This is a genomic window from Pseudomonas sp. LBUM1652 (genome assembly GCF_059716105.1).
The window spans coordinates 753,266-779,707 of record NZ_CP166804.1; the positions used below are offsets into that span (position 1 = coordinate 753,266).

A 26,442-nucleotide genomic window follows, 5' to 3' on the forward strand; every position below is an offset into this window, starting at 1 on the left:
CGGCAGAAATGGTAAGCGCCTGAATTTATTGCGGTTCTGTTACAGGGTTATGACCGAATCAGTGGATTCCGATGAAAAAGTGGCACTTTGCTTTGTGTCCCGCGCGGTCTGCACCCGATTGCGTCCGGCACCCTTGGCGCGGTAAAGCGCCTCGTCGGCCTGGCTGGCCATCATCAGGCTGTCGGAGTCATCGCGCATCTCCACAACCCCGGCGCTGAAGGTGCACCACAAGTCTTGCGGCTGGGCCGGGTAATGGATTTCGGCAAAACGCTGGCGAATCTCATCGAGCACTTTGTGCGCGGCTTCGATATCGGTGTCGGGCATGACGATGGCGAACTCTTCGCCACCGTATCGGCCAATGAAATCGGTCTTGCGCAGACGCTGTTTGAGAAACAGTGCCAGGCTTTTGATCACTCGGTCGCCCATCGGATGGCCGTGGCTGTCGTTGACCCGCTTGAAGTGGTCAATGTCGAGCATCGCGAAGCTCAGCGGCTTGTTCTCTCGGCGGGCACGGAACGAGCAGTCTTCGAGCAATTGCAGGATGTGTGTGTGGTTGTACAAGCCGGTGAGGCTGTCGCGCACCATCCGCGCTTTCAGATTGCGCGCACGGGCGGCGCGGTTGCGCACGGTGGTAATCAGATGCCGTGGCTTGATCGGTTTGGTGAGGAAGTCGTCGCCGCCTTCGCTCATGGCGTCGAGCTGTTTATCCAGATCGTCCTCGGCCGACAGGTAAATGATCGGCACGCTGACGTAGCGGTCGTTGTGGCGGATTACCTTGGCCAATTCGGTGCCGGTACAGGCCGGCATGTACATGTCGAGGATGATCAGGTCCGGCTGGAAGTCCGCCAGTTCGGCCATCGCCTGAATCGGTTCGATCAAGGTACGGGTGACGATCCCGGCGCTGTTGAGCAGGCGCTCGGTGTGCAAGGCCTGGGCGCGGGAGTCATCGATGATCAGCACTTTATAAGGTTCGTACTGGGCGACGCAGGTCAGGACTTCGATCTTCTCCAGCAGGCTCGATGCTTCGAGGGTGCCGGTGAGGAATTCCTGGCCCCCGGCGCGCACTGCGGCGAGACGGGTCGGCGTGTCGGTTTCGTGCAGGCTGAAGAACAACAGCGGCAGCGGCTCATCCAGACCGACCTGAGCTTCGGCGGCGAGTTTCAGGCCTACGCCGGCGCCGCTGAAGTCCACGTCCATGACGATTGCGGCGGGCAAGCGCTCGACCATCGATGAGCGAAACGCCGCCACGCTCTCCAGCGCCTGCGCGCTCAAGCCGAAGAATTCCAGTTGTTTGGCCAGCCGTTCGGCGCGGTCGTAATCCTGCAGCATCACGTAGATCGGTTTGCGCAGCGGCGGCAGGAAAGTCTGATCGAGCTGATCGCCATGGCGCAGGCCGGTACGCGATAAGCGCTGCATCAAACGATTGAGGTCGGTGATCAGGCCGCTACTGAGGCGACCGCGATTGGCGTCCACTGCTTCCAGCGACTGGCCGATGTGGCGCGCGAGCTGGGTGTGCTCAGGCTGTTCGAAGCGCTCGGCAAAACGCAACAGACGCAGGTTGGCCTCGCTCAGTTCGGCGAGGTCGACGGTGGACCATTCACTGCGTTGCAGGCGCTGCCATATCTCAAGAATCTGACGTGCCTGATGAATTACCCGCTGGGCAAAGTGGTGCTTGAGACGCTCACGGCTGGGGTCTTCTGGCTCGGTCATATCCTGACTACTAGTTAGGCTGCATGCTGAGGTCGACTGGTGGCTCTATGCTAGCACCTCTTTTCCCTTAGACGAGTGTCACACGTCAATAATCTGCAATGCGTCACTATTCAGTTTCTGACCGAGTGGTTTTATTTTTGACCTGTTCGTCGGGCATGTGCCCGAGAGTCAGGGGCTTGCCGCCAAGGCCGGGTAGAGTCGGGAAGATTTGCAGCGCCGCTCACATCAGCGTGGTGAATATGCTTTTCGATTGTTTTCAATACTCTGCGCTGATGCGTCAGAGGAGATGACATCAGGGATTCCCCTAGTTCTGACAGATGCGTCAAGCGTCCACACGATTTGCGGCTTATCTTTACTGGCGGGTGCCGGCCCAAGGCACGTTGTTGTATGGTTGTGGTCGAACCGTTGAACCCAAGTGATTGAAAGGATATCGCCATGCTGGACTGGAAAAACCGCGCGGGCGCCGCGCCTGAACGTGCCGCCGAGCCCAAGTCGGCCACCCGCAGCTATGTTGGCGGGCTGTTGTTCAGCCGCGCGCTGGCCACCCTGGTCGGCATTTACCTGTTGGTAACCATCGGTCTTGGTTGGTACTGGAGCCAGGAACCGGCGCTGTTTCCCGTGGCGCAGAACGCACAAGTGGCTGCCGAGAAAGAAGGCAAGCAGATGGTCATCGGCTACACCACGGTGGAAACCCTGAAATCCGTCGCCGGCACCCTGCTCGACAAGCCGGGCGGCTACATTTCCAACGACCGCTTCCCGCCGGGCTTGTGGATGGACAACACGCCGAGCTGGGAATACGGCGTGCTGGTGCAGGTGCGTGACCTGACCCGCGCCCTGCGCAAAGACTTTGCCCGTTCGCAATCTCAATCGGCCGAAGACGCCGATCTGGCCAAGGCCGAACCGCGCTTCAACTTCGACAACAAGAGCTGGATCCTGCCGTCCAGCGAGTCGGAGTATCAGGAAGGCATCAATTCCCTGAGCCGCTATCAGGCACGTCTGTCTGATCCATCGCAGAAAAACGCGCTGTTCTATGCCCGCGCCGACAACCTGAACAACTGGCTGGGCGATGTCGGCACCCGTCTGGGTTCGTTGTCCCAGCGACTGTCGGCCAGTGTCGGTCGAGTCAAACTCAATACGGCGCTGAAAACCGAAACACCGGCTGTGGGTGAAGTACCGCAGGTTGATGAAGAAATCGTCGAAACCCCGTGGATGCAGATCGACAACGTGTTCTACGAAGCGCGTGGTCAGGCCTGGGCACTGTCGCACCTGCTGCGTGCCATCGAAGTCGACTTCGCCGACGTACTGGCGAAGAAGAACGCTACGGTCAGCGTGCGTCAGATCATTCGTGAACTGGAGGCTTCGCAAGAGCCCGTCTGGAGTCCGATGATTCTCAACGGCAGCGGCTTCGGCGTGCTGGCCAACCACTCGCTGGTCATGGCCAACTATATTTCCCGGGCCAACGCAGCAGTCATCGACTTGCGTCAACTGCTCAACCAGGGTTGATTCATGAGCCACAACGCCAAAGAGGCGGCCCATCGCGCCGCCTCGGATGCCGAACAGATCGCCTGGGTCGACGAGCAGGACAACCTGCTCGGCGCCTTGGTGCGTGCCGATTTGCGCGAACGCGGGCTGATCGGGCGGGGCACGTACATCATGTTGTTCAATTCCGCTGGTGAGCTTTGTGTGCATCGGCGCACCTTGAGCAAAGCCATTTATCCCGGTTACTGGGACGTGGCAGCGGGCGGCATGGTGCAGGCCGATGAAACCTACGCCGAATCGGCGGCCCGTGAGCTGGAAGAAGAGTTGGGCGTCAGTGGCGTGGAACTCACCGCTCATGACCATTTCTACTTCGAGGACACCGGCAACCGCCTGTGGTGCTCGGCGTTTTCCGCCGTGTGGGATGGCCCTCTGAAACTGCAACCGGAAGAAGTGCTGGAAGCGCGCTTTATCCCGGTCGAGCAAGTCATGCAGGAAATCCAGCGAAAGCCTTATTGCCCGGACTCTTTGGCAGCGTTGCAGCGCTATCTCAAGGCTCAACAAAACGACGTCGCAAAGAACACATAAATTGGCGCCGATTGGCACTTAGCAATTGGGTTTTTTGCCGTTACACTGCGCGACCTTTTCAAGCTGTACCGGCCTGCGTTTGTTGAAGCATCGGTGCAGTAGCGCTGCCCCTGCCTGAGTGGGGCTTCGCGGTCGATGACCTTGCCCAAGGTCGCGATCAGTCTTTGTCCTCCCAAGAGGATTGCCGGTGGCCAAAAAAGCCGCATCCTTCGCCGCCCTGGGCGGTCTGGTATTTTCCACCGACGCAGGTCGTCATTGCCCGGAATGCAGTAAGCCGGTTGACGCCTGTATCTGCAAACAAACCGTGATCCCGGCCGGAGACGGCATTGCCCGCGTGCGTCGCGAAAGCAAAGGCCGTGGCGGCAAGACGGTGACCACCATCACCGGTGTGCCCCTGGCCGAAGACGCACTCAAGGAGCTGGCGACAACGTTGAAGAAACGTTGCGGCACCGGCGGAGCCTTGAAAGACGGGATCATCGAAATCCAGGGCGATCATGTCGAGCTACTCTTGGCTGAACTGATCAAGCACGGTTTCAAAGCGAAGAAGTCCGGCGGCTAGCAGCCTCTGTGAAAACCACCTGCGGCTTGATCCGGTGCTGATGGTTGTCAGTTCCGGCGTCGTCTCCATGGTTTTCACAGAGCCTGTTCATGACCGGTTTCTAAACTCCACGCGGTCAGCGCGGTCTACCGCCGCGCTGACGAACCGTCATTTTCATTCTTTAGACTGCGCCAGCCTGCATTTCAGGTAACGCACTATGACTTCTTTATAGGGGACTTCGATGTCCGTACGACGCACACGCAAAGACGATGGCAGCCAATGGACAGTTGCGGACAGCCGCAGTGTTTACGGGATTCGCCATTGGGGGGCCGGGTATTTCGCGATCAATGACGCCGGTCGCGTCGAAGTTCGTCCGAACGGCCCGAGCAGCTCGCCTATCGACCTGTTCGAGCAAGTCGACCAACTGCGCAAAAGCGGTTTGTCCTTGCCGTTGCTGGTTCGTTTCCCCGATATCCTGCAAGACCGCGTACGTCAGCTGACCGGCGCCTTCGATTCGAACATCGAGCGCCTGGAATACCAGAGCAAGTACACCGCGCTTTACCCGATCAAGGTTAACCAGCAAGAAGCGGTGATCGAGAACATCATCGCCACCCAGGACGTCTCCATCGGTCTGGAAGCCGGCTCCAAGCCTGAGCTGCTGGCGGTGCTGGCACTGGCGCCGAAGGGCGGCACCATCGTCTGCAACGGCTACAAGGACCGCGAGTTCATCCGTCTGGCGCTGATGGGCCAGAAGCTCGGCCACAACGTGTTCATCGTGATCGAGAAAGAATCCGAAGTCGGTCTGGTGATTGAAGAGGCCGCCTCGCTGAAGGTCAAGCCACAGGTCGGCCTGCGCGTGCGTCTGTCGTCGCTGGCGTCGTCGAAGTGGGCGGACACCGGTGGCGAGAAATCCAAATTCGGTCTGTCGGCGGCGCAGTTGCTGTCGGTGGTCGAGCGCTTCCGCGCGGCCGGCCTGGATCAGGGCATTCGCCTGCTGCACTTCCACATGGGTTCGCAGATTGCCAACCTGGCTGACTATCAGCACGGCTTCAAAGAAGCGATCCGTTACTACGGCGAGCTGCGCAATCTCGGTCTGCCGGTCGATCACATCGACGTCGGTGGCGGTCTGGGCGTTGACTACGACGGCACCCACTCGCGCAACGCCAGTTCGATCAACTACGACATGGACGATTACGCCGGTGTCGTGGTCGGCATGCTCAAGGAATTCTGCGATGCGCAGAGCCTGCCGCATCCGCACATTTTCTCCGAAAGCGGCCGTTCGCTGACCGCGCACCACGCCATGCTGGTGGTGCAGGTGACCGACGTCGAGAAACACAACGACGAAATCCCGCTGATCGAAAACAAGGAAAACCTGCCGGAAACCGTGCAATGGCTGGTTGACCTGCTCGGCCCGACCGATATTGAAATGGTCACCGAGACCTACTGGCGCGCCACCCACTACATGAGCGACGTGGCTGCACAGTACGCCGACGGCAAGCTGACCCTGGCTGAAAAAGCCCTGGCCGAGCAGTGCTACTTCGCGGTGTGCCGTCGCCTGCACAACTCGCTCAAAGCACGTCAGCGTTCGCACCGCCAAGTGCTCGACGAACTCAACGACAAACTGGCCGACAAGTACATCTGCAACTTCTCTGTGTTCCAGAGCCTGCCGGACACCTGGGCAATCGATCAGGTGCTGCCGATCATCCCGCTGCACCGTCTCGACGAAGAGCCGCTGCGTCGCGCGGTGCTGCAGGATCTGACCTGCGACTCCGATGGCAAGATCAACCAGTACGTCGATGAGCAGAGCATCGAGACCAGTCTGCCGGTGCACGGTTTGAACGAAGGTGAAGACTACCTGCTGGGCGTGTTCCTGGTCGGCGCCTATCAGGAAATCCTCGGCGACATGCACAACCTGTTCGGTGACACCGACTCGGTGAACATCTATCAGAACGCCGATGGCAGCGTGTACCACGCCGGCATCGAAACCCACGACACCATCGAAGACATGCTGCGTTACGTGCACTTGTCGCCGGAAGAACTGATGACTCACTACCGCGACAAATGCGCCAGTGCCCGTATCAGTGCCAGCGAGCGCACGCAATTTCTTGATGCCTTGCGTCTGGGCTTGACCCGCTCCTCCTACCTGTCTTCCTGAGGCTAGGTAGCGATCTCGCCGGGTTGTCTGAAATTTTCCCGCAGGCTGTGGAAAATTCGGATGACCCGGTGGGATACATCCCAAAATCTTCGCGAAATGCTTGGCTATCCTGGCCAGCAAAGTCATCCGGTCTGCTTTTCGCGTAGGTCATTTCCTAAGTTGTACTTCAGCTCTCTACTCGGCCATGGCTCTCGGCGAGAATCCCCGACCGCCCCTCCTGTAGAGATCCGCCTATGTTCGATCCAGTCAACGAGTCGTCGTTTCGTCTCGATGTAGCGGGCCTGTCTGACCCTTTCGAAGTCCTGGCCTTTACCGGTAGCGAAGCCCTCAACGAACCCTTTGCGTTCGAGATCGATGTGTTGATCGACGATCCGCAACTGGACCTTGCCGGCCTGCTTTACCGTTCGGCTTTCCTGTGTTTCGGCCCGTCGGGGGAGGGCGTGCACGGGCAATTGCAGAGCCTTGTCCAGCATGAGCAGGGGCACGGTTCCAGACTGAGCCGGATCCGCCTGGGGCCGAAACTTGGCTGCCTCGATCTGCGGATCAGTCAACGGATTTTCAGTGGCCGTTCGGTGCCACAGATCATTGAGCAAGTGCTCAGGGAGCACGGCATCGTCGGCGCGCAGCGCCGCTTCGAGTTGCGTGGCGACTACCCGGCGCGCACGTTCTGCACGCAATACCGTGAATCGGATCTGCAACTGCTGCAACGCTTGTGCGCGCAGGCGCGGATTCACTATTTCTTCGAGCACCAGCGCGGCGGCCATTGCCTGGTATTCGGCGATGATCCGGCGCAGTTGCCGTTGGCTGACGCCGCGTTGTATCAGGGCGAGCCCGGCGATCCTTTTGCCGGGCCCGCGGTACACCATTGGCAATTGCAGGAAACGTGTCAGGCCGAAGGCACCTGGCTGGCACCACAGGCCGAAGGACGCAGTGACCTGGCGGCGTTGCGTAGCGGCCAATGGCTGCGTCTGGTCGGGCATCCCTTCGCCGAATGCAATCGCCATTGGTTGCTGACCAAGGTGGAACACAGCGCCGATCCGGCCCTTGATCTGCCTTATGCCAACCGGTTGTTCGGTGCGCAGCAGGTGCCAGCGTGTGCGTCGGCCGCCGAGCCGTCGAGACTGCGTATGCACAGTCTGCAACGGGCCTGGGTGGTGGCGGTCGACGAACCGCAGCCCGATCATTTTCGCCCGGTGGCGGTGCAGTTCGACTGGCTCTATCAGGGTGAAGGTGCGGCGCCGAGTCACTGTTGGCTGCCGCTCGCGCCAGCCTTGGCTGATGCGCCGCTGGCGGCGCTGGGCGATGGCGTCGAGGTAGTGGTGAGCTTCTTTGAAGGCGATCCGGATCAGCCGATGATCAGCGGGGTTCTGCAACCACCGGTTGCCGCCCCGAACATCACCGATGACCCGCCACCACCATTGCCGGAGAAATTGGTCAGTGAAGGCTTGCAGCAATTGCTGACGTCCGGCGAGCCGCTTTTGTTGCTATGCCTGATGCCCGGAGGCGGCAGTTTCAGCCACTGCACAGAGGTCGTCTGCAGTTGTCGGTTACTCACCGCGCTTGAACAGAGCGGCGCAACATGAGCGGTGCGGCGCTGGAGCCGATGGCGCAATGGCTGTTGCTCGACGGCCCGGATGCAGCGCGGGCCTTGACGTTACTGCGACAGGCTTTCGCCGACGTGCGGCGCTTCTGGCTGTTTGACGGTACCGAGTTCGAGCCGGTCAGCGAGCACGGCCCGGTGCTGATCGACCTGCGTGATAGCCAGGCGCTGGGGTCGTTGTGTCAACGCGATCCGGATACCTGGCGCGGCTTGATGCTGGGCAGCGAGGCGCCGGCGCCTGAACTGCTGAGCCACTTGCAACGCATGCTCACGGTCTCGTTCGGATTGAACCATCGGGCCTTGCTCAGTTATTACAATCGCCAGACCGCCAGCTATTTCTTCGACGCCTGTGACGCTGGCGAATTGAGTCGCTGGCTTGGCCCGATCCGCCAATTGCGCTGGTTCGGTGGCACCTGGGCCGATCGTGCGATTGGCAGTCAGGGCTGGCAGCAGTTGCGTAACCCCGGGCTTGCCGTAGAACCATTGAACATCGAAGAAAGCCTTACGCGACGGCAGCGCGAACGCCTGCAAACTTGCCTGTTGGAGCAGCACATCTGGCGCTGGTGCCAATCATTCGGAACCGATTACGCAACGATGGCCTCCCATGTTCAACAGGGTCTGGCGCTGGGCTTCAGCGACCGCAGTGTGCTCGATGGCTGGTTGTGGCTACGCTTGCTGCATCCGCGTGCCGTGCTGGTGCCGCCGCCGGTGGGGCTGACCCAGCAGGAGCGGCTCGACCATGTGCGTCGCCAATGGGGTGGCGATCAATCGTGAGGTTCACGCGTATGGCAGGTTTTTTCCGGCAAGGGTTCGGCGCAGTGATCGGCGCTTTAGTGCTGTTGCTGCTCAGCGCGTGTTCGCCGGTAAAACTGCTCAATGCGCTGACCCCGGACAGCACGTTCGAAAAAACCACGGGCATTGCCTACGGTGACGATCCCCGGCAGAAACTCGATGTCTACGTGCCGCGTGATGCATTGGCCGATGCGCCGGTCGTGGTGTTTTTCTACGGTGGCAGCTGGAACAGCGGCGCGCGCGAGGATTACGCTTTTGTTGGCGAGGCGCTGGCGTCCCGGGGGATTGTCGCGGTCGTGGCGGATTATCGGTTGTATCCGCAGGTGCGTTATCCACTGTTTCTTGAAGACAACGCGCGGGCGGTGGCGTGGACCCGTGCGCACATTCGCGAGTTTTCCGGTAATCCGCAGCGCTTGTATCTGATGGGGCACAGCTCCGGTGGCTACAACGCGGCGATGCTGGCGCTGGATGGCGACTTGCTCGCAGCGGTGGGGATGTCGCCCAAGGACATCAGTGGCTGGATCGGTCTGGCCGGGCCGTACGATTTTCTGCCAATCGTGAATCCTGATGTGCGCCCGGTGTTTTTCTGGCCGGACTCACCGCCGCAATCGCAGCCGATCAACCATGTCAATCGCGGCGCGCCGCCAGCGCTGCTGATTGCTGCGAGCAAGGATGATCTGGTCAACCCGACGCGAAACACCGGCGGTCTCGCCCATAAACTGCGCGAGGCGGGTGTGCCGGTGCAGGACTTGTATTACTCGAGACCCAATCACATCACGCTGGTGGCGACATTGTCACGGCCACTGCGGCGGCTGGCGCCGGTGCTCGATCAAGTGGTCGGCTTTATCGAACACACGCCGGCTCAGTGAGCAGCGCCGTTAAACCAGCCGTCATTACGCTTGAGCCACAGGGCCTGTGCGCCGAGCGTCAGGCTGCGCAGCACCATGAACAGCAGGAACGTAATCCACAGGCCATGATTGCCCAGACCTTGCAATGCCCAGGCGAATGGCACCAGCAGAACCACCGTCAGCAGCATGCCATTGCGCATTTCCCGGGCGCGGGTGGCGCCGATGAACAGGCCGTCGAGCAGGTAGCTCCAGACCGCAATCAATGGCAGCACGGCGAGGTAAGGCAGGTAGACGAACGCGGTGTCGCGCACGCTCTGGATGTTGGTCTGCATCTCGATGAACAAATGCCCGGCCAGTAAAAACAGCAGGGCAAAGCCAAGGCTGGCGATCAGCGACCAGCCACCGGACACCACCAGCGAGCGGCGCAAGGCCAGGCGATCGCGGGCGCCGATGGCATGTCCGCACAGGGCTTCGACCGCGTGAGCCAGACCGTCCAGCGCGTGGGCCGTCAGCAGCAAGCCGTTGAGCAACAGCGCGTTGGCGGCGACCGTCGCATCACCGAGTCGCGCGCCTTGCACGGTGATCAGGAAAAACACCGATTGCAGGGCCAGACTGCGGATGAAAATGTCGCGGTTGACCGCCAGCAGCGGGCGCCAGCTCTGCCACACTTTTAGCGCAGCCCAGGCGATGTGCCCGGGATAGGCGCGCAACGCTTTGCGGGTCAGCAGCAGACCGAGCAGGGCGCCGCTCCATTCGGCAATCACCGAGGCCCGGGCCGAGCCGACCACGCCCCAGTCCAGACCGATGACGAACCACAGATTCAGCGCAATGTTGATCAGGTTGGTGGTCAGCAGAATCGCCAGCGGCGCCCGGGCGTTCTGGGTGCCGAGGAACCAGCCGACCAGCGCATAACTGGCCAGTGCGGCAGGCAGGCCGAAAAGTCGGGTATGGAAGAAGTCGCGAGTGAGCTGATCGAGTTCCGCCGACGGCTGCATAAAGTGCAGCGCAACGCCGCTTAGCGGCACGCCCAAGGTGCCGAGAACCAGCGCCAGCCCCATCGCCAGCAGCAGCCCTTGCAAGAGAATCTGCCGCAACGCCGCGCCATCGCTGCGTCCGGCCGCTTGCGCGGCGAAACCGGTGGTGCCCATGCGCAGAAAACCCATGGCCCAGGCGAGAAAGGTGTACAGACTGGCGCCAACCGCCACGGCGCCCAATTGATGAGCGTGGGGCAAGTGGCCGATGACGGTGCTGTCGACCAGCGCTACCAGCGGCACGGAAATATTGGAGAGGATCATCGGCGCGGCAAGCACCCAGACCTTGCGGTGAGTCGGGCGGTCGCGCCAGTCGGCAATCAGGTTGGACATGCGGGCTCCTTGGGGGAGCGGGGATTGTAGCGATTCATTCAGGCTGCAACGTGATTCATTGTGGGAGCGAGCCTGCTCGCGAAGACGTCCGGTCAGTCAAATCATTGTTGAATGACACACCGCTTTCGCGAGCAGGCTCGCTCCCACAGTTAGAATGGCCGTGTCAGTGAATAATCCAGCTCAAAAGCCACAACCCCAGCAGCAACCAGATAATCCCGGCAATGATCGACGCATTCATGAACGCGCGAATCGCCGACCACAGCAGCATCAACCCGACGATCAGCGCGATGATGCTGATGATCGAAGTGTCCATCCCCAGCGTCTTGGCCAACCCATCGACAAAGTTGCCGCCGGCATTGCTCAGCATGTTGAACAAGCCACTGAGGCCATCGACGATAAAGCGGATGACCGAACCGAGTGCCTGGCCGAGCCATTCGAAAAAGCTTTCTACCTGCATGTGTGCATCCTGATGAAAGAGCTGAGCCTTGGGCCACAACGCAGGTGGCCGAGTTCCCTGCAAGCATAGAGCTTTCTTTGGCCCTTGCCTTCAACCGGCAACCCCCCGAAGCTATACGACTTCAGGAGAGCCCGATGAACCTTGTTGAACTGACCGAACGCCTGCACGCCATTCGCGACCGCAATGACTGGCGGCAATTTCACAGCCCGAAAAACCTCGCCATGGCCGCCAGCGTCGAGATGTCTGAACTGGTGGAGATTTTCCAGTGGCTGACGGAAGACCAGTCGCGCCAGTTGCCGGCGGACAAACTCGCCCACGCCGGGCAGGAAGTCGGCGATATCGTCCTGTATCTGTTGCTGCTGTGCAGCGAGTTGGGGCTGGACATGAATGAAGTGGTGCGCAGCAAGCTCGCCGACAGCGAACGGCGGTTCGGCTGATGAGCGACCGGCATTTCGATCAGTTGGCGACCCGTTTCGCCGAGAAAATCTACGGCGGTGCCAAGGGCGCGATTCGCCTCGCGGTGTTGCAGGCTGACCTTGCCGAAGCACTGCCGGATCGTCCGTTGCGGGTACTCGACATCGGTGGCGGTCTGGGCCACATGTCGCTGTGGCTGGCCGAGCGCGGGCACGACGTGACCTTTACCGAGCCGGCCGAGCCGATGCTCGAAGGCGCCCGCCAGCGGTTCGCCGAAGCGGGGCAGACGGCGACGTTTATTCAGGCGCCGTGGCAGGAACTGCTCGGGCAACTCACCGAACCCTACGATCTGGTGATCTGCCACGCCGTGCTGGAATGGCTGGGTGAACCCCACGCAATCCTGCCGGTGCTGCATCAGTTGACCAAGCCCGGTGGCTGGCTGTCGCTGGCGTTCTACAACCGCGACGCGCTGATCTACCGCAATCTGCTCAAGGGCCATTTCAAGAAAATGCGCAAGAATGTCATGGCCGGCGAAAAGCAGAGCCTGACCCCGCAGATGCCGCTTGACCCACGAGAATTGGCAACGCAACTCGAAGGCTTGTGGCAGGTCGAAAGCCAAAGCGGGGTGCGGGTTTTCCACGACTACATGCCGGTGGAGTTCCAGGCCCGCGCCGAACTCGTGGATTTGCTCGAGATGGAACTTGCCCACCGTCGTCACCCAAGCTTCGCCGGGCTTGGGCGCTACCTGCACTGGATCTGCCGGCCGATCTGATCGGAGCGCAAAATGAAAGCACAATCGGGGTTACTGCTGATCTGTCTGGGGTTGGCCGCCTGCCAGGGCAGCAACCCCTACGTGGCGCAATCGCGGCCCTTGCCGCCGGCGCCAGCGCAAGCCGCCAACACCTTTGACCGCAGCGCGTATCCGGCGCCGCCGCGTGATTACGGGCGCTACCGCAGTTGGGCCTGGCTCAACGGCCAACTGCCGCCAGGCACCGCTTGGGCGGATTCGGCGCAAGTGGCTGAAGCGGTGAGCAACGCGCTGGATCAGCGCGGCTTGCGTCCGCTGCACGACAATCGCCCGGCGGACCTGTTCGTCACCGCCAATCTGCGTCTGGAAACCCGCTTGCGACAGGTCCAGGACGATTACGGATACGGCTACGGCGGATACAGTGGCTATGATCGTTATGGTCGCGGTTATGGCATGTACAACAGCGTGCCGGTCGTGCGCACCTATCAGGAACAGGTTGTGGTGGTGCGAGTCGACCTGTTCGACGCCGGCACCGGCCAACCGGTGTGGAGTGCCAGCGCCGAAACCGCCAACAAGGGCAGCCAGATCGACCGCACCGACGCGATTCGCGAGGCTGTGGAAAAGGCCATGTCGGCGTATCCTCCGAGCTAGCTTCGGTTAATCGAGAAGCTCTAGCAGGTTCATGTCTTCAACCGGAGAAAAACCATGTACCGCCGTCTTGCTTTATTAGCCATGGTTGCGCTGCTCAGCGCCTGTGCCGCCAACCGGGTCAATCACGACTTCGACGCCAGCCGCGACTTTGCCGGCTATCGCAACTGGAGCTGGAAAGACCCCGCCCTGCAATACCGTCCCGATGATCCACGGATCAAAAGCGACCTGACCGAGCAACGCATTCGTCAGGCCGTCACCGATCAACTGGACCAGCGTGGTTTGCGCCCGGCGCCTGCCGGCGCCAAGGGTGACTTGAGCGTGCAGACCTACCTGATCGTCGAGGATCGTCAGCAGCAAGTGACGACCAACTACGGCGGCGGTTGGGGTGGCCCGTGGAATGGTTACTGGGGCGCGCCGATGTACAACGAGACGCGCAACATTACCTACAAGGTGGCGACAATCCAGATCGACCTGCTCGATGGCAAGGACGGCAAACTGGTGTGGCGCGGCAGCGATGAGCAGATGCTCAGCAGCACGCCGAACCCGACGGATCGCAGCAATGCCATTCGCGAGACGGTGGCGCGTATCCTCACCAACTACCCACCGCGCTAGCATCCACCCCTTGTTGTTTTGTGGCGCACGGAATGGCGCGTTGCCACCAGCCCCGTCTACACTCAAAACCACCCACGGAGGTAGCGCTCGGCAGTGCGCCGGCAAAGGAGTGCGCGATGTCACCTCGTTCGCAATTCAATGGCCCGGCCCGCCAGCGCGGGGCGATCGGTTTGGTGGCGGCGCTGACCCTCGGCCTGGCCTTGGTGTGCATGGTGCTGGTGGTCGACAGCGGTCGTTTATACATGGAGCAACGCAGCTTGCAGCGGGTGGTCGATGTGGCCGCGCTGGAGGCGATTTCGCGCGGTGGCGATTGCCTGACAGGCGCCAGCGCAAACGGCTACGCCACGGCCAGTGCGGCACGCAACAGTTTTACCGTGGCGCAGGGCAGGACCCTGACCGTAACGTGCGGCACCGTGCAAACCGGTGCAAACAACCTGCGAGCCTTCGCCGCCGACGCCTCGAAAAAAGAAGCCATCAGTGTGGTCGCCACCCATGTTGTGCCCACCAGTGTGGCCGCCGCGCTCTACGCCTTGTTTTCGCCGGGCAGCGTGTCCCCGACCACGCGGCTCTCGGCGACGGCGGTTGGTGCCTCGGCTATTCTGCCGCCGCAAGCCCAATTGACCATCGGCACCACGGCGCTGACCATCGATGCCAGTAAGTCGGCTGCTCTGAATTCGTTGATCGGGCAGATGCTCGGCGGCAGCCTCAACCTCAGCGTCGCTGGCTGGCAGGGGCTGGTCGAGACCCATATCAATCTGCTCAGTTACCTCAATCAACTGGCGGTCGACGTTAATGTGGACGCGGGCAATTACACCCAATTGCTGAGCAAGAACATCCAGATCACCCAACTGATCGACACCGCCATCACCGTACTGACCAAGGGCGGTACCACCACCAGCGTGGCGGTCAACGGTCTGCTCGGACTGAAGGGGGCGGTTGGCAGCACTTCGGTGGCGCTCGGGCAATTGCTGCAATTGCAGACCGGGGCCACATCGGCGGCGCTCAATGCCAATCTGCAAGTGTTCCAGTTGATCGAAGCCGTCGTGCAAGTGGCTAACAGTCAAAACGCGCTGGTAGCGAGCGTGCCGTTGAGCATTCCGGGACTGGTCAATGGCTCGGTCAAAACCAAAGTCATCCAGCCGCCGCAATTGTCGGCCGTGGGCAATCCGCTGCTGGCCAAGGCTGATCCCATGGGTGCCAACCGGATCTACGTGAAAACCGCGCAGGTGCGCACGCTGATCTCTCTGAATCTGCCGGTGCTGTCTGGCGTGGCCGGGCTTGCCAATGCCATTGTCAGTACGCCGCTGGTGGGCGGGCTGACCGATACCTTGAACAATGTGCTGCACCTGAACATTGCCGGGGCATTGAACTCGGTGTTCTGTGCCTTGGGTGGCACCTGCCAGCGCACCGATCTGAAGATTCTGCCCACCTCGACCATCGACATTTTGCTGGAGGCCGCCGCCGCCGACAGCCATGTCACCGATTACAGCTGCACCAGCGATGCGACCAAGACCCTGACCACCCAGACCAACTCCTCGGTGGTCAAACTCAAGGTCGGCAAGATCGACGCCACCAACGCGTTTTCATCCTCGGCGGATGTCACCGTGCAGCCGCTGGCGTTGATTGATGTCGGCGTTATTACCTGCACCATTCCACTGCTGGGCCTGGGCCAGCCAACTTGCGATCCCAACTCGCGCAAACCGTTCTACGGCGGTGGCCTCGGCGTGATGGTGGATACCTCGGTGGCCAGTATGCAGAGCATCCACACCTACAACCAGCCACCGGAAATCAAGCAAACGCCGCAGAACTACAGCTTCGGCACGCAAGGGGTCGTCAATAGCCTCAAAGGCACCTTGAGCGGGGTTCAGGTGCAGGCTTACAAACCCACCGGTTCGAGCCTGCTGGGTGGCTTGCTCACTACTACCGCCGACGTGCTGGCCGGCGTCAACAGCACGCTGGGCGTGGTCATCGGTAACCTGCTCAGCCCGGTGCTCGACCCGATTCTCGACGGTTTGCTCGCCAACCTCGGCATCACCCTGAACAAGGTCGATGTAGGCGCCAACCTCAGTTGTCGACCACCGGGGCAACCGATCCTGGTGATCTAGTCGGTCAGCGCAATCGGTAACTCGATACAGAATCGCGCGCCCTCGTCGCCATTGCGCACGCTCAGGCGTCCCCCCATGTTTTCGACGATGCCGTAACTCACTGACAAGCCCAGACCGGTGCCGACACCGACCGGTTTGGTGGTGAAGAACGGCTCGAAAATCCGCTCCAGCAGTCGCGGATCAATGCCGCCACCGTTGTCTTCGACCCATAGCCGCACCACATGCTCGTCGCACTCGGCGTACAGGGCGATCCACGGCTGGAAGTCGCGATCGGCCTCGCGCTTGCCGAGCAAGGCATCGCGGGCATTGACCATCAGGTTGATCAGCACCTGCTCAAGCTGATCGACGTAACCGCGCACCTGAACCGCAAAGCCTGCCTCTTTGATGCGCAACTCGACGCCTTTGCCGCGCAGCCCCTCAGACAACAGCGACAACGTGCCTTCGATTGCATCGAGGGGGTTGAACGGATGCTGTTCGATTTCCGAACGGCGGCCGAACACGCGCATGTGATCCACCACTCGCGCCGCCCGTTGGACTTGCGCATCGATACGATTGAGCTTGTCGGTCAGGTAGTCGATCTGCACATCGCCGTTGCTCAAGCGCTTGAGCACATTGACGATGGCCATGCGCATCACGTTCAGCGGCTGATTGATCTCGTGAGCAAGACCGGTGGCCATTTCGCCGAGGGTGGCCATTTTCGCGCTTTGGGTCAGCTGTTGTTGCGAGCGGCGCACCTCGGTGTTGTCACGGCCCACCGCCTGCACCTCGATCAGTTGCCCGTGCTCATCGAACACCCCGCGATCTGACCAGACCCACCACGCATGTTCGCGACCGGGCAGGCGCAGATTGATTTCGGCGGTGCTCACCGGCAGTTCCGGGGTCAGTTGCGCCAAGCGCTGGACGAACGCCTGGCGTTGTTCGTCGGACATCCAGCTGCCCAGGTTCACGCCGGGCAATTGCTCCGGCGCGCACTCCAGATAAGTCGCCAAGGGCCGGTTGCCGAAGGTCAGGGTCAAGTCCGGACGATAGCGGCAAATCATCGCCGGCGAATCTTCCACCAGCATCCGGTAGCGCTCTTCACTGGCCTTGACCTGCTCGGCGGCGAGGGTCGCTTCGGTGACGTCCAGCCACAGCCCGACAGCTTCCACCGGCAGGCCGAGATCGTCGCGCAGCAATTTGGCTTCGTCGAGCAACCAGTGTGCGTGGCCCTGGCGGTCGAGCACCCGATAACGCGCGCTCACCGAGCCTTCGCGCAGCAACTGCCGCGTGCGTTCGAAATAGCGAGGGCGGTCTTCGGGGTGGACGTGTTCCACCAGTCGGCCGCCGTCACAATCGGCCAGATTCCAGCCCAGCAACGGTTGCAGACTGGCGCTGAAAAACGTCGGTTGCAGCGCCCCTTCGACGTAGCGTTGCACGTAGATCACTGCGGGTGAGCTGGCGATCAGATTGTCCAGTCGCGCATGGGCAGCGGCCGCCTGTTGCTGCTGATTCTTGATGTCGCTGATGTCGAGCATGAACCCCACCAGCCGCCGCTCGGCGCCGATGCCCAAAGACCGGCCTTGCAAGCGAAACCACAGCGGCAACGATTGATCGCTGCGTTGCCAGCGCGCGTTCAACTCCAGCGGTGCGCCTTCATCCTGCAAAGCTCGCAGACGACTGCGTAGCTCATCACGGTCGGCAGGGTGCACCTGGTTGAACCAGTCCTGAATCGGCAACCGCGCAGTCGTCAAACCCAAGCTGTCAGCCAGAGTCGGGGCCAGTTGCACTGCTGTGCTGTCGCTGCTCATTTCCCACCATCCACTGCCGAGCAGCGCTTGCAGACTTTCCAGACGTTCCAATTGCAGATGATGGCGATGCTCGCGCAGGCGCTCCAGCAGGGGCGCGGCCACGGCAGCGGCCAGCAACAGCCAGTCGTGATCGCCGAGATCGGGTGCCTGCTGCTGCGCGTTATAGCCGGCGCACAGCAACCACGCGGCCACGCCCTGGGCATCGCGGTAAGGCACGGCGAAACCCTCATTCGGGCCGAGCAGCGCGCTCAGGCGTGGCTGCTCGCCAGCCAGTAAACGTTGCGGCAATGCGCCGTTCAGGCTGTCGAGGCCCGTGCCCAGTTGCTGTTGATCACGCCACACCTGCGGCGCGTTCAGCGCCGCGTAATGCTGATGAATCTGCCAGCCCTGACCTTGCTCATCGAGCAACGCCACTGCCAGGCAGGGAATGTGCAAATGCTGGCTCAAGCGCTGCAACTGTTCGCCCAGCACCTCGGGCAGGCGTGCGAGGCTGCCCAGGCGCAATTGATCGCGAATCTGCGTGGCCAGCCACTGGCATTGCTCGCGGCTGTGCGCCTGACGTCGTTCGCTGAGCAGATCACCGATGTCCAACAACTGCAAAATCCAGCCGTCACCCTGCGCCTGCACCCAACCGCGCAGGTGCAGCGGCGGGCCGCTCAGGCTGAAAAAATCCAGGTCGAGCAATTGTCCTTGCCAGTCCGCAGGCTGTCCCTCTAGTGCGAGGCTGCTGTGGGGCAACACATACTCCAGCAGAGGCGCGGGATGGCTGGTGGATATCCGCTGCGCCAGCACATGCCGCAACGGCCCGCTCATATGATTGACCCGGCCTTCACTATCCAGATGGAGCTGCAGGCCGACGCTCGGCACCAAAGGACTGTCCATCGGCTGGACCGTTTCGGTGGGGCGATTGAGCAGGCGGCCGAACAGCTTGTCACCGGAACTCAAAATTGCAGGCTCGACGAGGCGCGCAAAGTCGCAGGCAGGCGCGGCACCGTACCGATGCCCGGCAGCACCAGAAACGGCAACGCCTGATTCAATTTGCTGGTGGGATAGTTGATGGTCACCGTTAGCACGCCACCGACATAGGTGATGTTGCTGTCCGTGGCGGTGTTGAAGTTCAGTGCACCGGGCAGCCAGGCCAATTGCCGGCCCAGTTCGGCTCGGGCGGTGGCGGTGACAGCGGTAGAGTAATTGGCCGTGGCCGGGTCAAGCGCCACGCTGCGGCGCACGGCTTCGGCCGTCGACTCATTGAACGACTGCATCAACAACAGCGGCAGGCTGTAGCTGACCAAACCATAAAACACGGCAAAGAAGGTGACGAACACCAAGGCAAACTCGATGGCCACAGCACCTTTTTGCTTGCGGGGGAGGGCGGTTTTCATGAGTGCGTCTACCCTGACAATCACTACGTAATGTCAGCATAGAATCAATCGGCCAAAACGGACGTTTTTTACCGCATGCACAGCTTTGTCCTACTGATTTGGCTGACCCTTTGCGCGGCACAGGATGCCCGCCAACGGCATATCGGCAACGGGCTGACCCTGGGAGTTGGCGGGTTGGCGTTGGGGTATTTGCTGATCACCGGCACTACCTGGCTCGGCGCTGAAGCCACGCAGGCGGGCTGGGCTGTCCTGCTGGCCCTGGCGCTATCCCTTCCTGGTTACGTGTTGAAACATTTTGGCGCCGGTGATGTGAAACTAATGACAGCCTTGGCGCTGGCGACGGACGGTGCACACCTGCTTGGCGCGTTTATCGGCGCAGCGCTGACCAGTGCGATCTGGTTATTGCTGGTGCCAAAACTCTGGCTGCATATGAGTCAAGGGCTTAGAGAACGTCTTCGATATATGGCCCCTGAAAAGTCAAAAAAGCTGCCATTTGCACCGTTCGTGCTGGTTGGGACAATCCTGGCGTTGCTTTGGATCCGCTAGTCGCCACCTGTCACTACTGCTATGTACATAGTCGGAAAGTGCGTCTACTTTCAAATCAACGTTGTACAGCCTCGCGCTGTAAGTACAGGAACGGTCAGCCTTTGGCCTGGGCATGGAGTGGCAAGTGAACAAGCTTACGTCTGCGGTAAAAGTTCTGGTGGTCGATGATCAGCCGCTGATTGTCGAAGAACTCTGCGAATTCATTGAGAGCAGCGGCTACCGTTGTGTGCCTTGCATATCGAGCAAGCAGGCGATCGAGCAATTTATCGAAGACACCGCCATCGGTCTGGTGCTGTGTGACCTGCATATGCCGGACATGGACGGCATTCAACTGGTGCAGGAACTGCAACGTTTATCGGGCAAGCATCGGGCCTTTGAAGCGATCATGCTCACCGGGCGTGCCGACAAGCAGGACGTGATCAAAGCTTTGCGCGCCGGGATTGCCGACTACTACCAGAAACCGATTGATCTGAACGAACTGCTCCAGGGTTTGCAGCGCCAGGAAGTGGCGTTGCAGGAACGGCAGAAAACCCTGCAACTGGGCAACCTGAATCAGAAGCTGCAGTTCCTCTCCGAGTCGATCGACGATCTTTATCAGGACCTCGACAAAGTCCGCCGCGGCCCTGCGCCTGTGAGAGACGAGGGGGCGGGTGATGCCGAAGGGGCGGTGGAGATACCGACGATTTTCAATCAGTTGTCGCCGCGTCAACTGGACGTTGCCCGGTTGGTGGGCAAGGGCCAGACCAACTATCAGATTGCCTGTGAACTGGGGATCACCGAGAACACCGTCAAGCTGTATGTCTCGCAGGTCTTGCGCCTGACGCACATGCATAACCGCACCCAGTTAGCCCTTGCGTTGTCGCCGAGCAATTCAGGACTGCGTCAACGGGTGACTGCGCACTGATTGCTGATGACCCCGCCCATTGAGCGGGGTCAAACCCCTCAACCGATGTTGGCCTTGGACTTGGGAAACAGGTTGTCCAGGGTTTCCAGCAAGCGCACGTGATAGATCGGTTTACGGAACAGGTCCAGCACCTGCAGGCGCAGCATATCGCTGACGTCTTCCATGTCTGCATGCCCCGAAGTGACGATCACCGGAAGATGCTGGCGCGAGGTGTGTTCACGCAGGCGCTTGATCAGCGAGATGCCGCTTTCTTCCGGCATGCGCAGATCGGTAATCACCAGGGCGATATCGGGATGGCGGGTCAGGTGATGCAGGGCGAGTTTCACCGACGTTGCCGTATGACAGATGAACCCTTCGCCCTCCAGCAACTCCGCAAGCTCCAGCAGTGCGTCCTCTTCATCGTCGACGAGGAGCAACTGCTGGCGCGGAGTATGTGAGGAGTTCATGGGCAACACCTGCAATGGACTGAGTGCTGACGTTAGAACTCAATGGCCGCATTGACAAGTTATCGGTCCGATCATGGGGTTGGAGTGAGCGCGGTCTGGATGGCGTTCAGGATTGCGGTGACCTGAGTGCCAATACCGTTACCGAACGCGGCAATCACCAGCGCGACCAGACCGACGACCAGTGCGTACTCGATGGCGGACGCGCCCTCGGTGTCTTTGGCCAGGCCTTTGAAGAATGCGATCTCGGATTTGATTTTTTGTACAACGCGGGAATACGACATGAGAATTCTCCTTGAGCACGCCAGGTGTTGCGCGTTCGCAACATGATCTCCCTGTGCCAGCATCAGCATTGTTGGCAAATCCCGAGCCTACAACTGTAAGAACAGATTAATACCTAAGTAGTAGTGGGCCGTTTAACGGCAGAAAACGACATTTGGCGCTTCAAGCCGCTACTTTCGTTGGATTTTTTGCTGTTCGTAATGGCGTTTTGTTCTGGCTGCGCTACCGTCAAATAGCGAAATAGTTGCTTGTTCATAGCTGCCTGATTGCGAAGTTATCTCGTTGAAGTCACGGGTCATTGCATGAGAGACAAAACGCAGCGGGAAAGGGAGAGCCGTCATGAACAGTCGCGTCACTCTGGGTCTGGCCGGGTTGTTTCTGGTAGGCGCCATCATTGCCGGGTATTGGGGGCTCACCTTGAGCCGGCCGCCGGTGGCCGAACCGGTTGCTGCTCCCGCCGTGGCGCCAGCCGCAACGCCCGTCGCCAGCACCGAACCTGTTGAAGATCCAACGCGTCAGCCGGTCGTTGTGTTGCTGCGCGACATCCCGCCTTTCGTGAAAATCACCGCCGCCGATGTGGCCGTGGAAAAACTGCGCACCGCGCCGGCCGGCAGCCTGGGCAATGTCGATCAGGTCATCGGCCGCACACCGTGGCGGCCCTTGAGCGCCGGCAGTTGGCTCAGTGATGAAAGCTTCCAGCCGGGCAGCCCTTTGGCGCGGATGATCCGTCCCGGTGAGCGGGCACTGGCGGTGGCGGTGGATGAAGTGATCAACGCCGGCGGGCAATTGGCCCCCGGCGATTACGTCGATGTGTTGCTGTTCTTGCGCAAGGACGAAAACCATCCGCAGGCCTCGGCGCAACGGGTGGTGACGGCTGTACGCGTACTCGGCGTCGGCAGCCAGATGGGCCTGACCAACGACGGCCAATCCGCCGGCCCGGCGCGCAGTGATGACGAGCGACTCAAACAGGAACAACAGCGCATGGCCGCCCGCAGTGTGGTGCTGGCAGTGCCGGAACCACTGGTCAGCCGCTTGATGCTGGCGTCCAGCGCCGGGGTGTTGCGCCTCGCGGTGCGCAGTGCCGATGAACAGCAACTGGCGAAATATTGGGCCGGCGAAAACGATGTCGCCACTCAACTCGACACGCCTCGGCGCGAGCTGGTCGAGTTCAGTCAATTGTCCCTCACCGCTCCACCCAAACCCATGGCCGTGGCCGGTCAACCGGCGGCGCGCAAACCGACCGTGGAAGTTATCCGCGGTGCTGAAACCGCACAACCCACTCCCTGAATCGAGCAAGGACGCCTTTACATGCGCACACGCTTCACGCCCCTGTTCAACGGCTTGTTCCGGGCCTCGCTGCTGAGTGTTGCCTCGATCGGCAGTGCCGTCGCCGCCGCCGGCAATTGCGCCGCGCTCGGCCCGTTGCCTTCGGTGCTGGAGGTCGGCGAAGGTTTGCAACAGGCGTTGCAATCGCCGGTCGCGATCACCCGGGTGGCAGTGGGCGATCCGAAAATCGCCGACGTGCGGGTGACCGGCGATAACGCGGTGTTGCTCACGGGTGTCGGCCCCGGCGCCACCACGCTGATGATCTGGAGCACCTGTTCCAGCGCCCCGCGCCAGAGCATGGTGTTCGTGCAGGGCAAGGCCAGTGCGGCCATGACTACGGTCTCGCTGCCGGCCTCCGAAGACCCGAACCTGCCGTCGCAAGTACAGACCGACATCCGCTTCGTCGAAGTCAGTCGTACCAAACTCAAGGAGGCGGGCACGTCGATTTACGGCAAAGGCTCGAACAACTTTCTGTTCGGCGCACCGGGTACCGTGCCTAACACCGGCGTCACCCCCGGCGTTGTGCCGTTGGCCAACATCGACCCGCGTATCGCAGTGCCCGGCATCCCGTTGGCCAACGACATGTTCAACATCGTCTGGGGCGGCGGCAGCAGTAAATTCCTCGGCATCGTCAATGCGCTGGAGGGCAGCGGTTTTGCCTACACCCTGGCGCGGCCGAGCCTGGTGGCGTTGAGCGGGCAGAGCGCAAGTTTTCTCGCCGGCGGCGAAATCCCGATCCCGGTGCCGAGCGCCAACAGCAACAGCTACTCCATCGAATACAAGGAATTCGGCATCCGCCTGACACTGACCCCGACCGTGGTCAGCCGCGATCGCATCGCCCTCAAGGTTGCCCCGGAAGTCAGCGAGCTCGACTACAACAACGGCGTCACCATCGGCGGCACCACGGTGCCGGCGTTCACCATCCGCCGCACCGACACCAGCATCTCCCTGGCCGATGGCGAGAGTTTCGTGATCAGCGGCTTGATCAGCACGCAGAATGCCTCTCAGGTGAACAAATTTCCCGGGCTGGGCGACATACCGGTCATCGGCGCGTTCTTTCGCAACTCCTCGATCAACCGTGAAGAGCGCGAGTTGCTGATGATCGTTACGCCGCACCTGGTCCAGCCGCTGGCCGCCAATGCGCCGCTGCCGTCGCTGCCCGGCGAAAAACTGCGCAACTACGACCCGAACTGGTATCGCCTGTACTTCCTCGAAAACGGCAACTTCGATAAACGCAGCGGATTATCGCAATGAGCCAGAACCTGAGTCAGACCTTCCTCGCCATCACCCGCAACGACACGGATCTTGAGTGGTTGCAAGGGTCGCTGGCGCCGCTGGGGCAAGTGGTCAGCGCTGGCGGCGGCAGTCTTGACGAGCTGCTGGCGCTGGTAGACGTGACCTTTGCCAGCCTGGTTTTCGTCGGTCTCGACCGCGAGCATCTGGTGGCCCAGAGCGCACTGATCGAAGGCGTGCTGGAAGCCAAACCGATGCTCGCCATCGTCGCCCTCGGTGACGGTATGGACAATCAACTTGTGCTGAATGCAATGCGCGCCGGGGCACGGGATTTTGTCGCCTACGGTTCGCGCTCCAGCGAAGTCGCCGGGCTGGTGCGACGCCTGAGTAAACGCCTGCCGGCGGTCACACCAAACACCCAACTCGGCGGTTTGACCGTGCTTTACGGGGTACAGAGCGACGCCGACGGCGCGCTACTCGCCAACCACATGGCGCTGGTGGTGCAGAAGAGCGGGCAGCAAACCCTGTTGCTCGACCTGGGCCTGCCACGCGGTGACAGTCTGGCGCTGTTGGGGCTGGAGAGCTCGTTTCATTTCGGCGATGCGTTGCGCCACCTGCGGCGCCTCGACGCGACCCTCATCGACAGCGCCTTCACCAGCGCCGAAGCAGGGCTGCGCATCCTCGCCTACGCCGGTTCCGACGAGCCACTGGAACGCACCAGCGCCGCCGAGTTGTACATGTTGCTCAGCGCCCTGCGCCAACACTTCCAGCACATCGTGGTCAACCTCACCGGGCAACCCGACAGCGAAGCGCTGCGCACCTTCGTCAGTCACTGCGACAAACTCCTGTGGTACACCGATCAGAACGTGCTCGACTGTCGCCGCAACCTTGCCGTGCTCAATCTGTGGCGCGAGAAGGGCATGAAACTCGATCACGGTCGCCTGCTGGTGGATCGCTATCTACGCAACGTTGCGCCTGATTCCGACACCCTCGGCAAGACCTTCGGTCTGGAGGTGATTGCCGTACTCGCCTACAGCCCGGAAGTTCGACTCAACGCCAAGAATCAGGGCGTGACCCTGTTCGAACTGGCCCCGCGTGAAGCCCTCAGCCAAAGTCTGCGCACCCTTGGCGAACGCTTGGCGAAACGCTCGGAAAGTCTGGCCAAACCGAAAGTCACCTGGTTCGACCGCTTGCGAGGCACCTCATGAACGGCGAGCAATTGTTCGGCGGCCCTCAGCGCCACGCCACCGGCAACACCGATCACGATGGCCTGAAACTGGTGCTGCACCGCTACATCATCGATGCCATCGAAGAGTCCGGGAAAAACCTGCTGGAGGGTTCGCGGCAGGTGCTTTCGCAATTCGTCATCGACAAGGTCGCCGAATACATCGCACGCCTGCACCTGGCGATTTCCCGTTATGAAATGGAGCGCCTGGCCGAAGAGATCGTCGATGAACTGACCGGTTTCGGCCCGCTGGAAGTGCTGCTGCGCGACACAGCGGTGACCGAGATTCTGGTCAACGGCCCGCACCGGGTGTTTATCGAACGCGACGGCGTATTGCACCTGAGCGACTTGCGCTTCATCGATGCCCACCACGTCGAACGGGTCATGCAGCGCATCCTTGCACCATTGGGTCGACGTCTCGACGAGTCCTCGCCGATGGTCGATGCGCGCCTGCCCGATGGCAGTCGGGTCAACGCGATCATCCCGCCGATTGCCCTTGATGGCCCGTGCCTGTCGATTCGTAAGTTTCGCAAGGACATGCTCAAGAGCACTGACCTGATGGCCATGCAAACCATCGATCAGGCGATCTACGACTTCATAAAAGAGGCGGTCGGCAAGCGCTGCAACATTCTTGTCAGCGGCGGTACCGGTACCGGCAAGACCACGCTGCTGAACATCCTCAGCCAGTTGATCAGCCCCCACGAACGCCTCGTCACCATCGAAGACGTCGCCGAGTTGCAACTCGGCCACCCGCACGTCGTGCGCCTGGAAACCCGTCCGCCGAATGCCGAGGGCCACGGTGAGGTCAAGGCCAGTGACCTGATCCGCAACGCCCTGCGCATGCGCCCCGACCGAATCATCCTCGGCGAGATTCGCGGTGTTGAAGTGGTCGACGTACTCACCGCCATGAACACCGGCCACGACGGTTCGATGAGCACCGTGCACGCCAACAACGCCCAGGACGCCTTGTTGCGCCTGGAAACCCTGGTCGGCCTGACTGGCCGCACCATCGCCGAACGCACCCTGCGCCAGATGATCTGCGCGGCACTGGATGTGGTGATTCAACTGACCCGCATGCCCGATGGCCGCCGCTGCGTCAGCGAGGTGGTGGAAGTGGTTGGCGTGCGCGATGACGTCTACGTCACCAACACCTTGTTCCGCCTCGACCGCCGCACAGGTTTCGGTTTCCTGCGCGAAGCAGTGAACCCGGCCGGCGACAAGTTGCGCCGCGAACCGACGCTGGCGCACTGAGGGCC

The 26,442-nt window shown here is 61.1% G+C and carries 25 protein-coding genes; 18 read left to right on the top strand and 7 right to left on the bottom strand.

Going from position 1 to position 26,442, the window contains the following annotated elements:
- Window positions 1-39 precede the first annotated feature (39 nt).
- Window positions 40-1,710 carry a diguanylate cyclase GcbA gene (gcbA, locus tag ACA069_RS03280; RefSeq protein ID WP_497616299.1) on the bottom strand — a complete coding sequence of 557 codons (1,671 nt, stop codon included), beginning with the start codon at window positions 1,708-1,710 and terminating at the stop codon, window positions 40-42.
- A 435-nt stretch (window positions 1,711-2,145) separates the two neighbouring features.
- Between gcbA and ACA069_RS03285 the strand changes: the two genes are divergently transcribed.
- The 7 genes from ACA069_RS03285 (at window position 2,146) to ACA069_RS03315 (ending at window position 9,728) form a co-directional block, all read left to right on the top strand.
- Entirely contained in the window at window positions 2,146-3,213 is a 1,068-nt protein-coding gene (locus tag ACA069_RS03285; protein ID WP_187678516.1) for a DUF2333 family protein, read from the top strand.
- Between the two features lie 3 nt (window positions 3,214-3,216).
- The gene (locus ACA069_RS03290) at window positions 3,217-3,774 is read left to right on the top strand and encodes an NUDIX hydrolase (RefSeq protein WP_401272161.1); all 558 of its coding nucleotides are present in this window, start codon (window positions 3,217-3,219) and stop codon (window positions 3,772-3,774) included.
- A gap of 187 nt (window positions 3,775-3,961) precedes the next feature.
- Window positions 3,962-4,333, top strand: coding sequence for a translation initiation factor Sui1 (locus ACA069_RS03295; RefSeq protein WP_007914613.1), 372 nt, complete (start codon window positions 3,962-3,964; stop codon window positions 4,331-4,333).
- A 220-nt stretch (window positions 4,334-4,553) separates the two neighbouring features.
- Complete coding sequence (gene speA / locus ACA069_RS03300; RefSeq protein ID WP_093430253.1) at window positions 4,554-6,467, top strand: arginine decarboxylase; 1,914 nt, start codon at window positions 4,554-4,556, stop codon at window positions 6,465-6,467.
- 233 nt (window positions 6,468-6,700) lie between these two features.
- Window positions 6,701-8,050, top strand: coding sequence for a type VI secretion system Vgr family protein (locus ACA069_RS03305; protein WP_497616302.1), 1,350 nt, complete (start codon window positions 6,701-6,703; stop codon window positions 8,048-8,050).
- Window positions 8,047-8,841 (top strand): DUF4123 domain-containing protein, encoded by a 795-nt coding sequence (locus ACA069_RS03310; protein ID WP_497616303.1) that lies wholly within the window; start codon window positions 8,047-8,049, stop codon window positions 8,839-8,841. The genes ACA069_RS03305 and ACA069_RS03310 overlap by 4 nt, the downstream gene beginning before the upstream one ends.
- An 11-nt stretch (window positions 8,842-8,852) precedes the next feature.
- Window positions 8,853-9,728, top strand: a complete 876-nt coding sequence (locus ACA069_RS03315) for an alpha/beta hydrolase (protein ID WP_497616305.1) — start codon at window positions 8,853-8,855, stop codon at window positions 9,726-9,728.
- Here the strand turns inward: ACA069_RS03315 and ACA069_RS03320 are convergent.
- Both ACA069_RS03320 and ACA069_RS03325 read right to left on the bottom strand, forming a co-directional pair.
- Entirely contained in the window at window positions 9,722-11,071 is a 1,350-nt protein-coding gene (locus tag ACA069_RS03320) for an MATE family efflux transporter (protein WP_187678511.1), read from the bottom strand. The genes ACA069_RS03315 and ACA069_RS03320 overlap by 7 nt on opposite strands.
- 163 nt (window positions 11,072-11,234) lie before the next feature.
- The gene (locus ACA069_RS03325) at window positions 11,235-11,528 is read right to left on the bottom strand and encodes a hypothetical protein (protein WP_126359744.1); all 294 of its coding nucleotides are present in this window, start codon (window positions 11,526-11,528) and stop codon (window positions 11,235-11,237) included.
- 134 nt (window positions 11,529-11,662) lie between these two features.
- Between ACA069_RS03325 and ACA069_RS03330 the strand changes: the two genes are divergently transcribed.
- The 5 genes from ACA069_RS03330 to ACA069_RS03350 all read left to right on the top strand — a co-directional run bounded on the left by ACA069_RS03330 (window position 11,663) and on the right by ACA069_RS03350 (window position 16,058).
- Window positions 11,663-11,965: a MazG-like family protein gene (locus tag ACA069_RS03330; protein ID WP_187678510.1), complete on the top strand. Its 303-nt coding sequence runs from the start codon at window positions 11,663-11,665 to the stop codon at window positions 11,963-11,965.
- Window positions 11,965-12,714 carry a methyltransferase gene (locus ACA069_RS03335; RefSeq protein ID WP_401268809.1) on the top strand — a complete coding sequence of 250 codons (750 nt, stop codon included), beginning with the start codon at window positions 11,965-11,967 and terminating at the stop codon, window positions 12,712-12,714. The genes ACA069_RS03330 and ACA069_RS03335 overlap by 1 nt, the downstream gene beginning before the upstream one ends.
- 12 nt (window positions 12,715-12,726) lie before the next feature.
- The gene (locus ACA069_RS03340) at window positions 12,727-13,341 is read left to right on the top strand and encodes a DUF4136 domain-containing protein (protein WP_187678508.1); all 615 of its coding nucleotides are present in this window, start codon (window positions 12,727-12,729) and stop codon (window positions 13,339-13,341) included.
- A gap of 54 nt (window positions 13,342-13,395) precedes the next feature.
- Window positions 13,396-13,953 (top strand): DUF4136 domain-containing protein, encoded by a 558-nt coding sequence (locus ACA069_RS03345; protein WP_401268807.1) that lies wholly within the window; start codon window positions 13,396-13,398, stop codon window positions 13,951-13,953.
- 116 nt (window positions 13,954-14,069) lie between these two features.
- Window positions 14,070-16,058, top strand: a complete 1,989-nt coding sequence (locus tag ACA069_RS03350; protein ID WP_497616307.1) for a TadG family pilus assembly protein — start codon at window positions 14,070-14,072, stop codon at window positions 16,056-16,058.
- Here the strand turns inward: ACA069_RS03350 and ACA069_RS03355 are convergent.
- Together ACA069_RS03355 and ACA069_RS03360 are read right to left on the bottom strand one after the other, a co-directional pair.
- Complete coding sequence (locus ACA069_RS03355; RefSeq protein ID WP_497616309.1) at window positions 16,055-18,790, bottom strand: PAS domain-containing sensor histidine kinase; 2,736 nt, start codon at window positions 18,788-18,790, stop codon at window positions 16,055-16,057. The two genes, ACA069_RS03350 and ACA069_RS03355, sit on opposite strands and share 4 nt — an antisense overlap.
- On the bottom strand, window positions 18,787-19,227 hold the full coding sequence (locus ACA069_RS03360; RefSeq protein WP_497616310.1) for a TadE/TadG family type IV pilus assembly protein: 441 nt from the start codon (window positions 19,225-19,227) through the stop codon (window positions 18,787-18,789). The genes ACA069_RS03355 and ACA069_RS03360 overlap by 4 nt, the downstream gene beginning before the upstream one ends.
- 75 nt (window positions 19,228-19,302) lie before the next feature.
- On the opposite strand from ACA069_RS03360, the gene ACA069_RS03365 reads away from it, so the two are divergent.
- Window positions 19,303-19,773 carry a prepilin peptidase gene (locus tag ACA069_RS03365; RefSeq protein WP_401268798.1) on the top strand — a complete coding sequence of 157 codons (471 nt, stop codon included), beginning with the start codon at window positions 19,303-19,305 and terminating at the stop codon, window positions 19,771-19,773.
- 124 nt (window positions 19,774-19,897) lie between these two features.
- On the top strand, window positions 19,898-20,677 hold the full coding sequence (locus ACA069_RS03370) for a response regulator (protein ID WP_497616312.1): 780 nt from the start codon (window positions 19,898-19,900) through the stop codon (window positions 20,675-20,677).
- Window positions 20,678-20,715: 38 nt separating this feature from the next.
- On the opposite strand, the gene ACA069_RS03375 is transcribed toward ACA069_RS03370, so the two are convergent.
- Together ACA069_RS03375 and ACA069_RS03380 are read right to left on the bottom strand one after the other, a co-directional pair.
- Entirely contained in the window at window positions 20,716-21,123 is a 408-nt protein-coding gene (locus ACA069_RS03375) for a response regulator (RefSeq protein WP_401268794.1), read from the bottom strand.
- Window positions 21,124-21,194: 71 nt separating this feature from the next.
- Window positions 21,195-21,404 (bottom strand): Flp family type IVb pilin, encoded by a 210-nt coding sequence (locus ACA069_RS03380; RefSeq protein WP_497616314.1) that lies wholly within the window; start codon window positions 21,402-21,404, stop codon window positions 21,195-21,197.
- Window positions 21,405-21,741: 337 nt separating this feature from the next.
- Here ACA069_RS03380 and cpaB point away from each other — a divergent pair, with 337 nt between their 5' ends.
- From cpaB to ACA069_RS03400, 4 genes are read left to right on the top strand one after another with little or no spacing between them, the layout of a single operon-like run.
- Complete coding sequence (gene cpaB / locus ACA069_RS03385; RefSeq protein ID WP_497616315.1) at window positions 21,742-22,689, top strand: Flp pilus assembly protein CpaB; 948 nt, start codon at window positions 21,742-21,744, stop codon at window positions 22,687-22,689.
- A gap of 21 nt (window positions 22,690-22,710) precedes the next feature.
- Entirely contained in the window at window positions 22,711-23,982 is a 1,272-nt protein-coding gene (locus ACA069_RS03390; protein ID WP_401268785.1) for a type II and III secretion system protein family protein, read from the top strand.
- Window positions 23,979-25,169, top strand: coding sequence for a CpaE/TadZ family protein (locus ACA069_RS03395; protein WP_187678497.1), 1,191 nt, complete (start codon window positions 23,979-23,981; stop codon window positions 25,167-25,169). The genes ACA069_RS03390 and ACA069_RS03395 overlap by 4 nt, the downstream gene beginning before the upstream one ends.
- Window positions 25,166-26,437 (top strand): TadA family conjugal transfer-associated ATPase, encoded by a 1,272-nt coding sequence (locus ACA069_RS03400; protein ID WP_401268782.1) that lies wholly within the window; start codon window positions 25,166-25,168, stop codon window positions 26,435-26,437. Before ACA069_RS03395 ends, ACA069_RS03400 begins: the two co-directional genes overlap by 4 nt.
- Window positions 26,438-26,442: the final 5 nt, after the last annotated feature.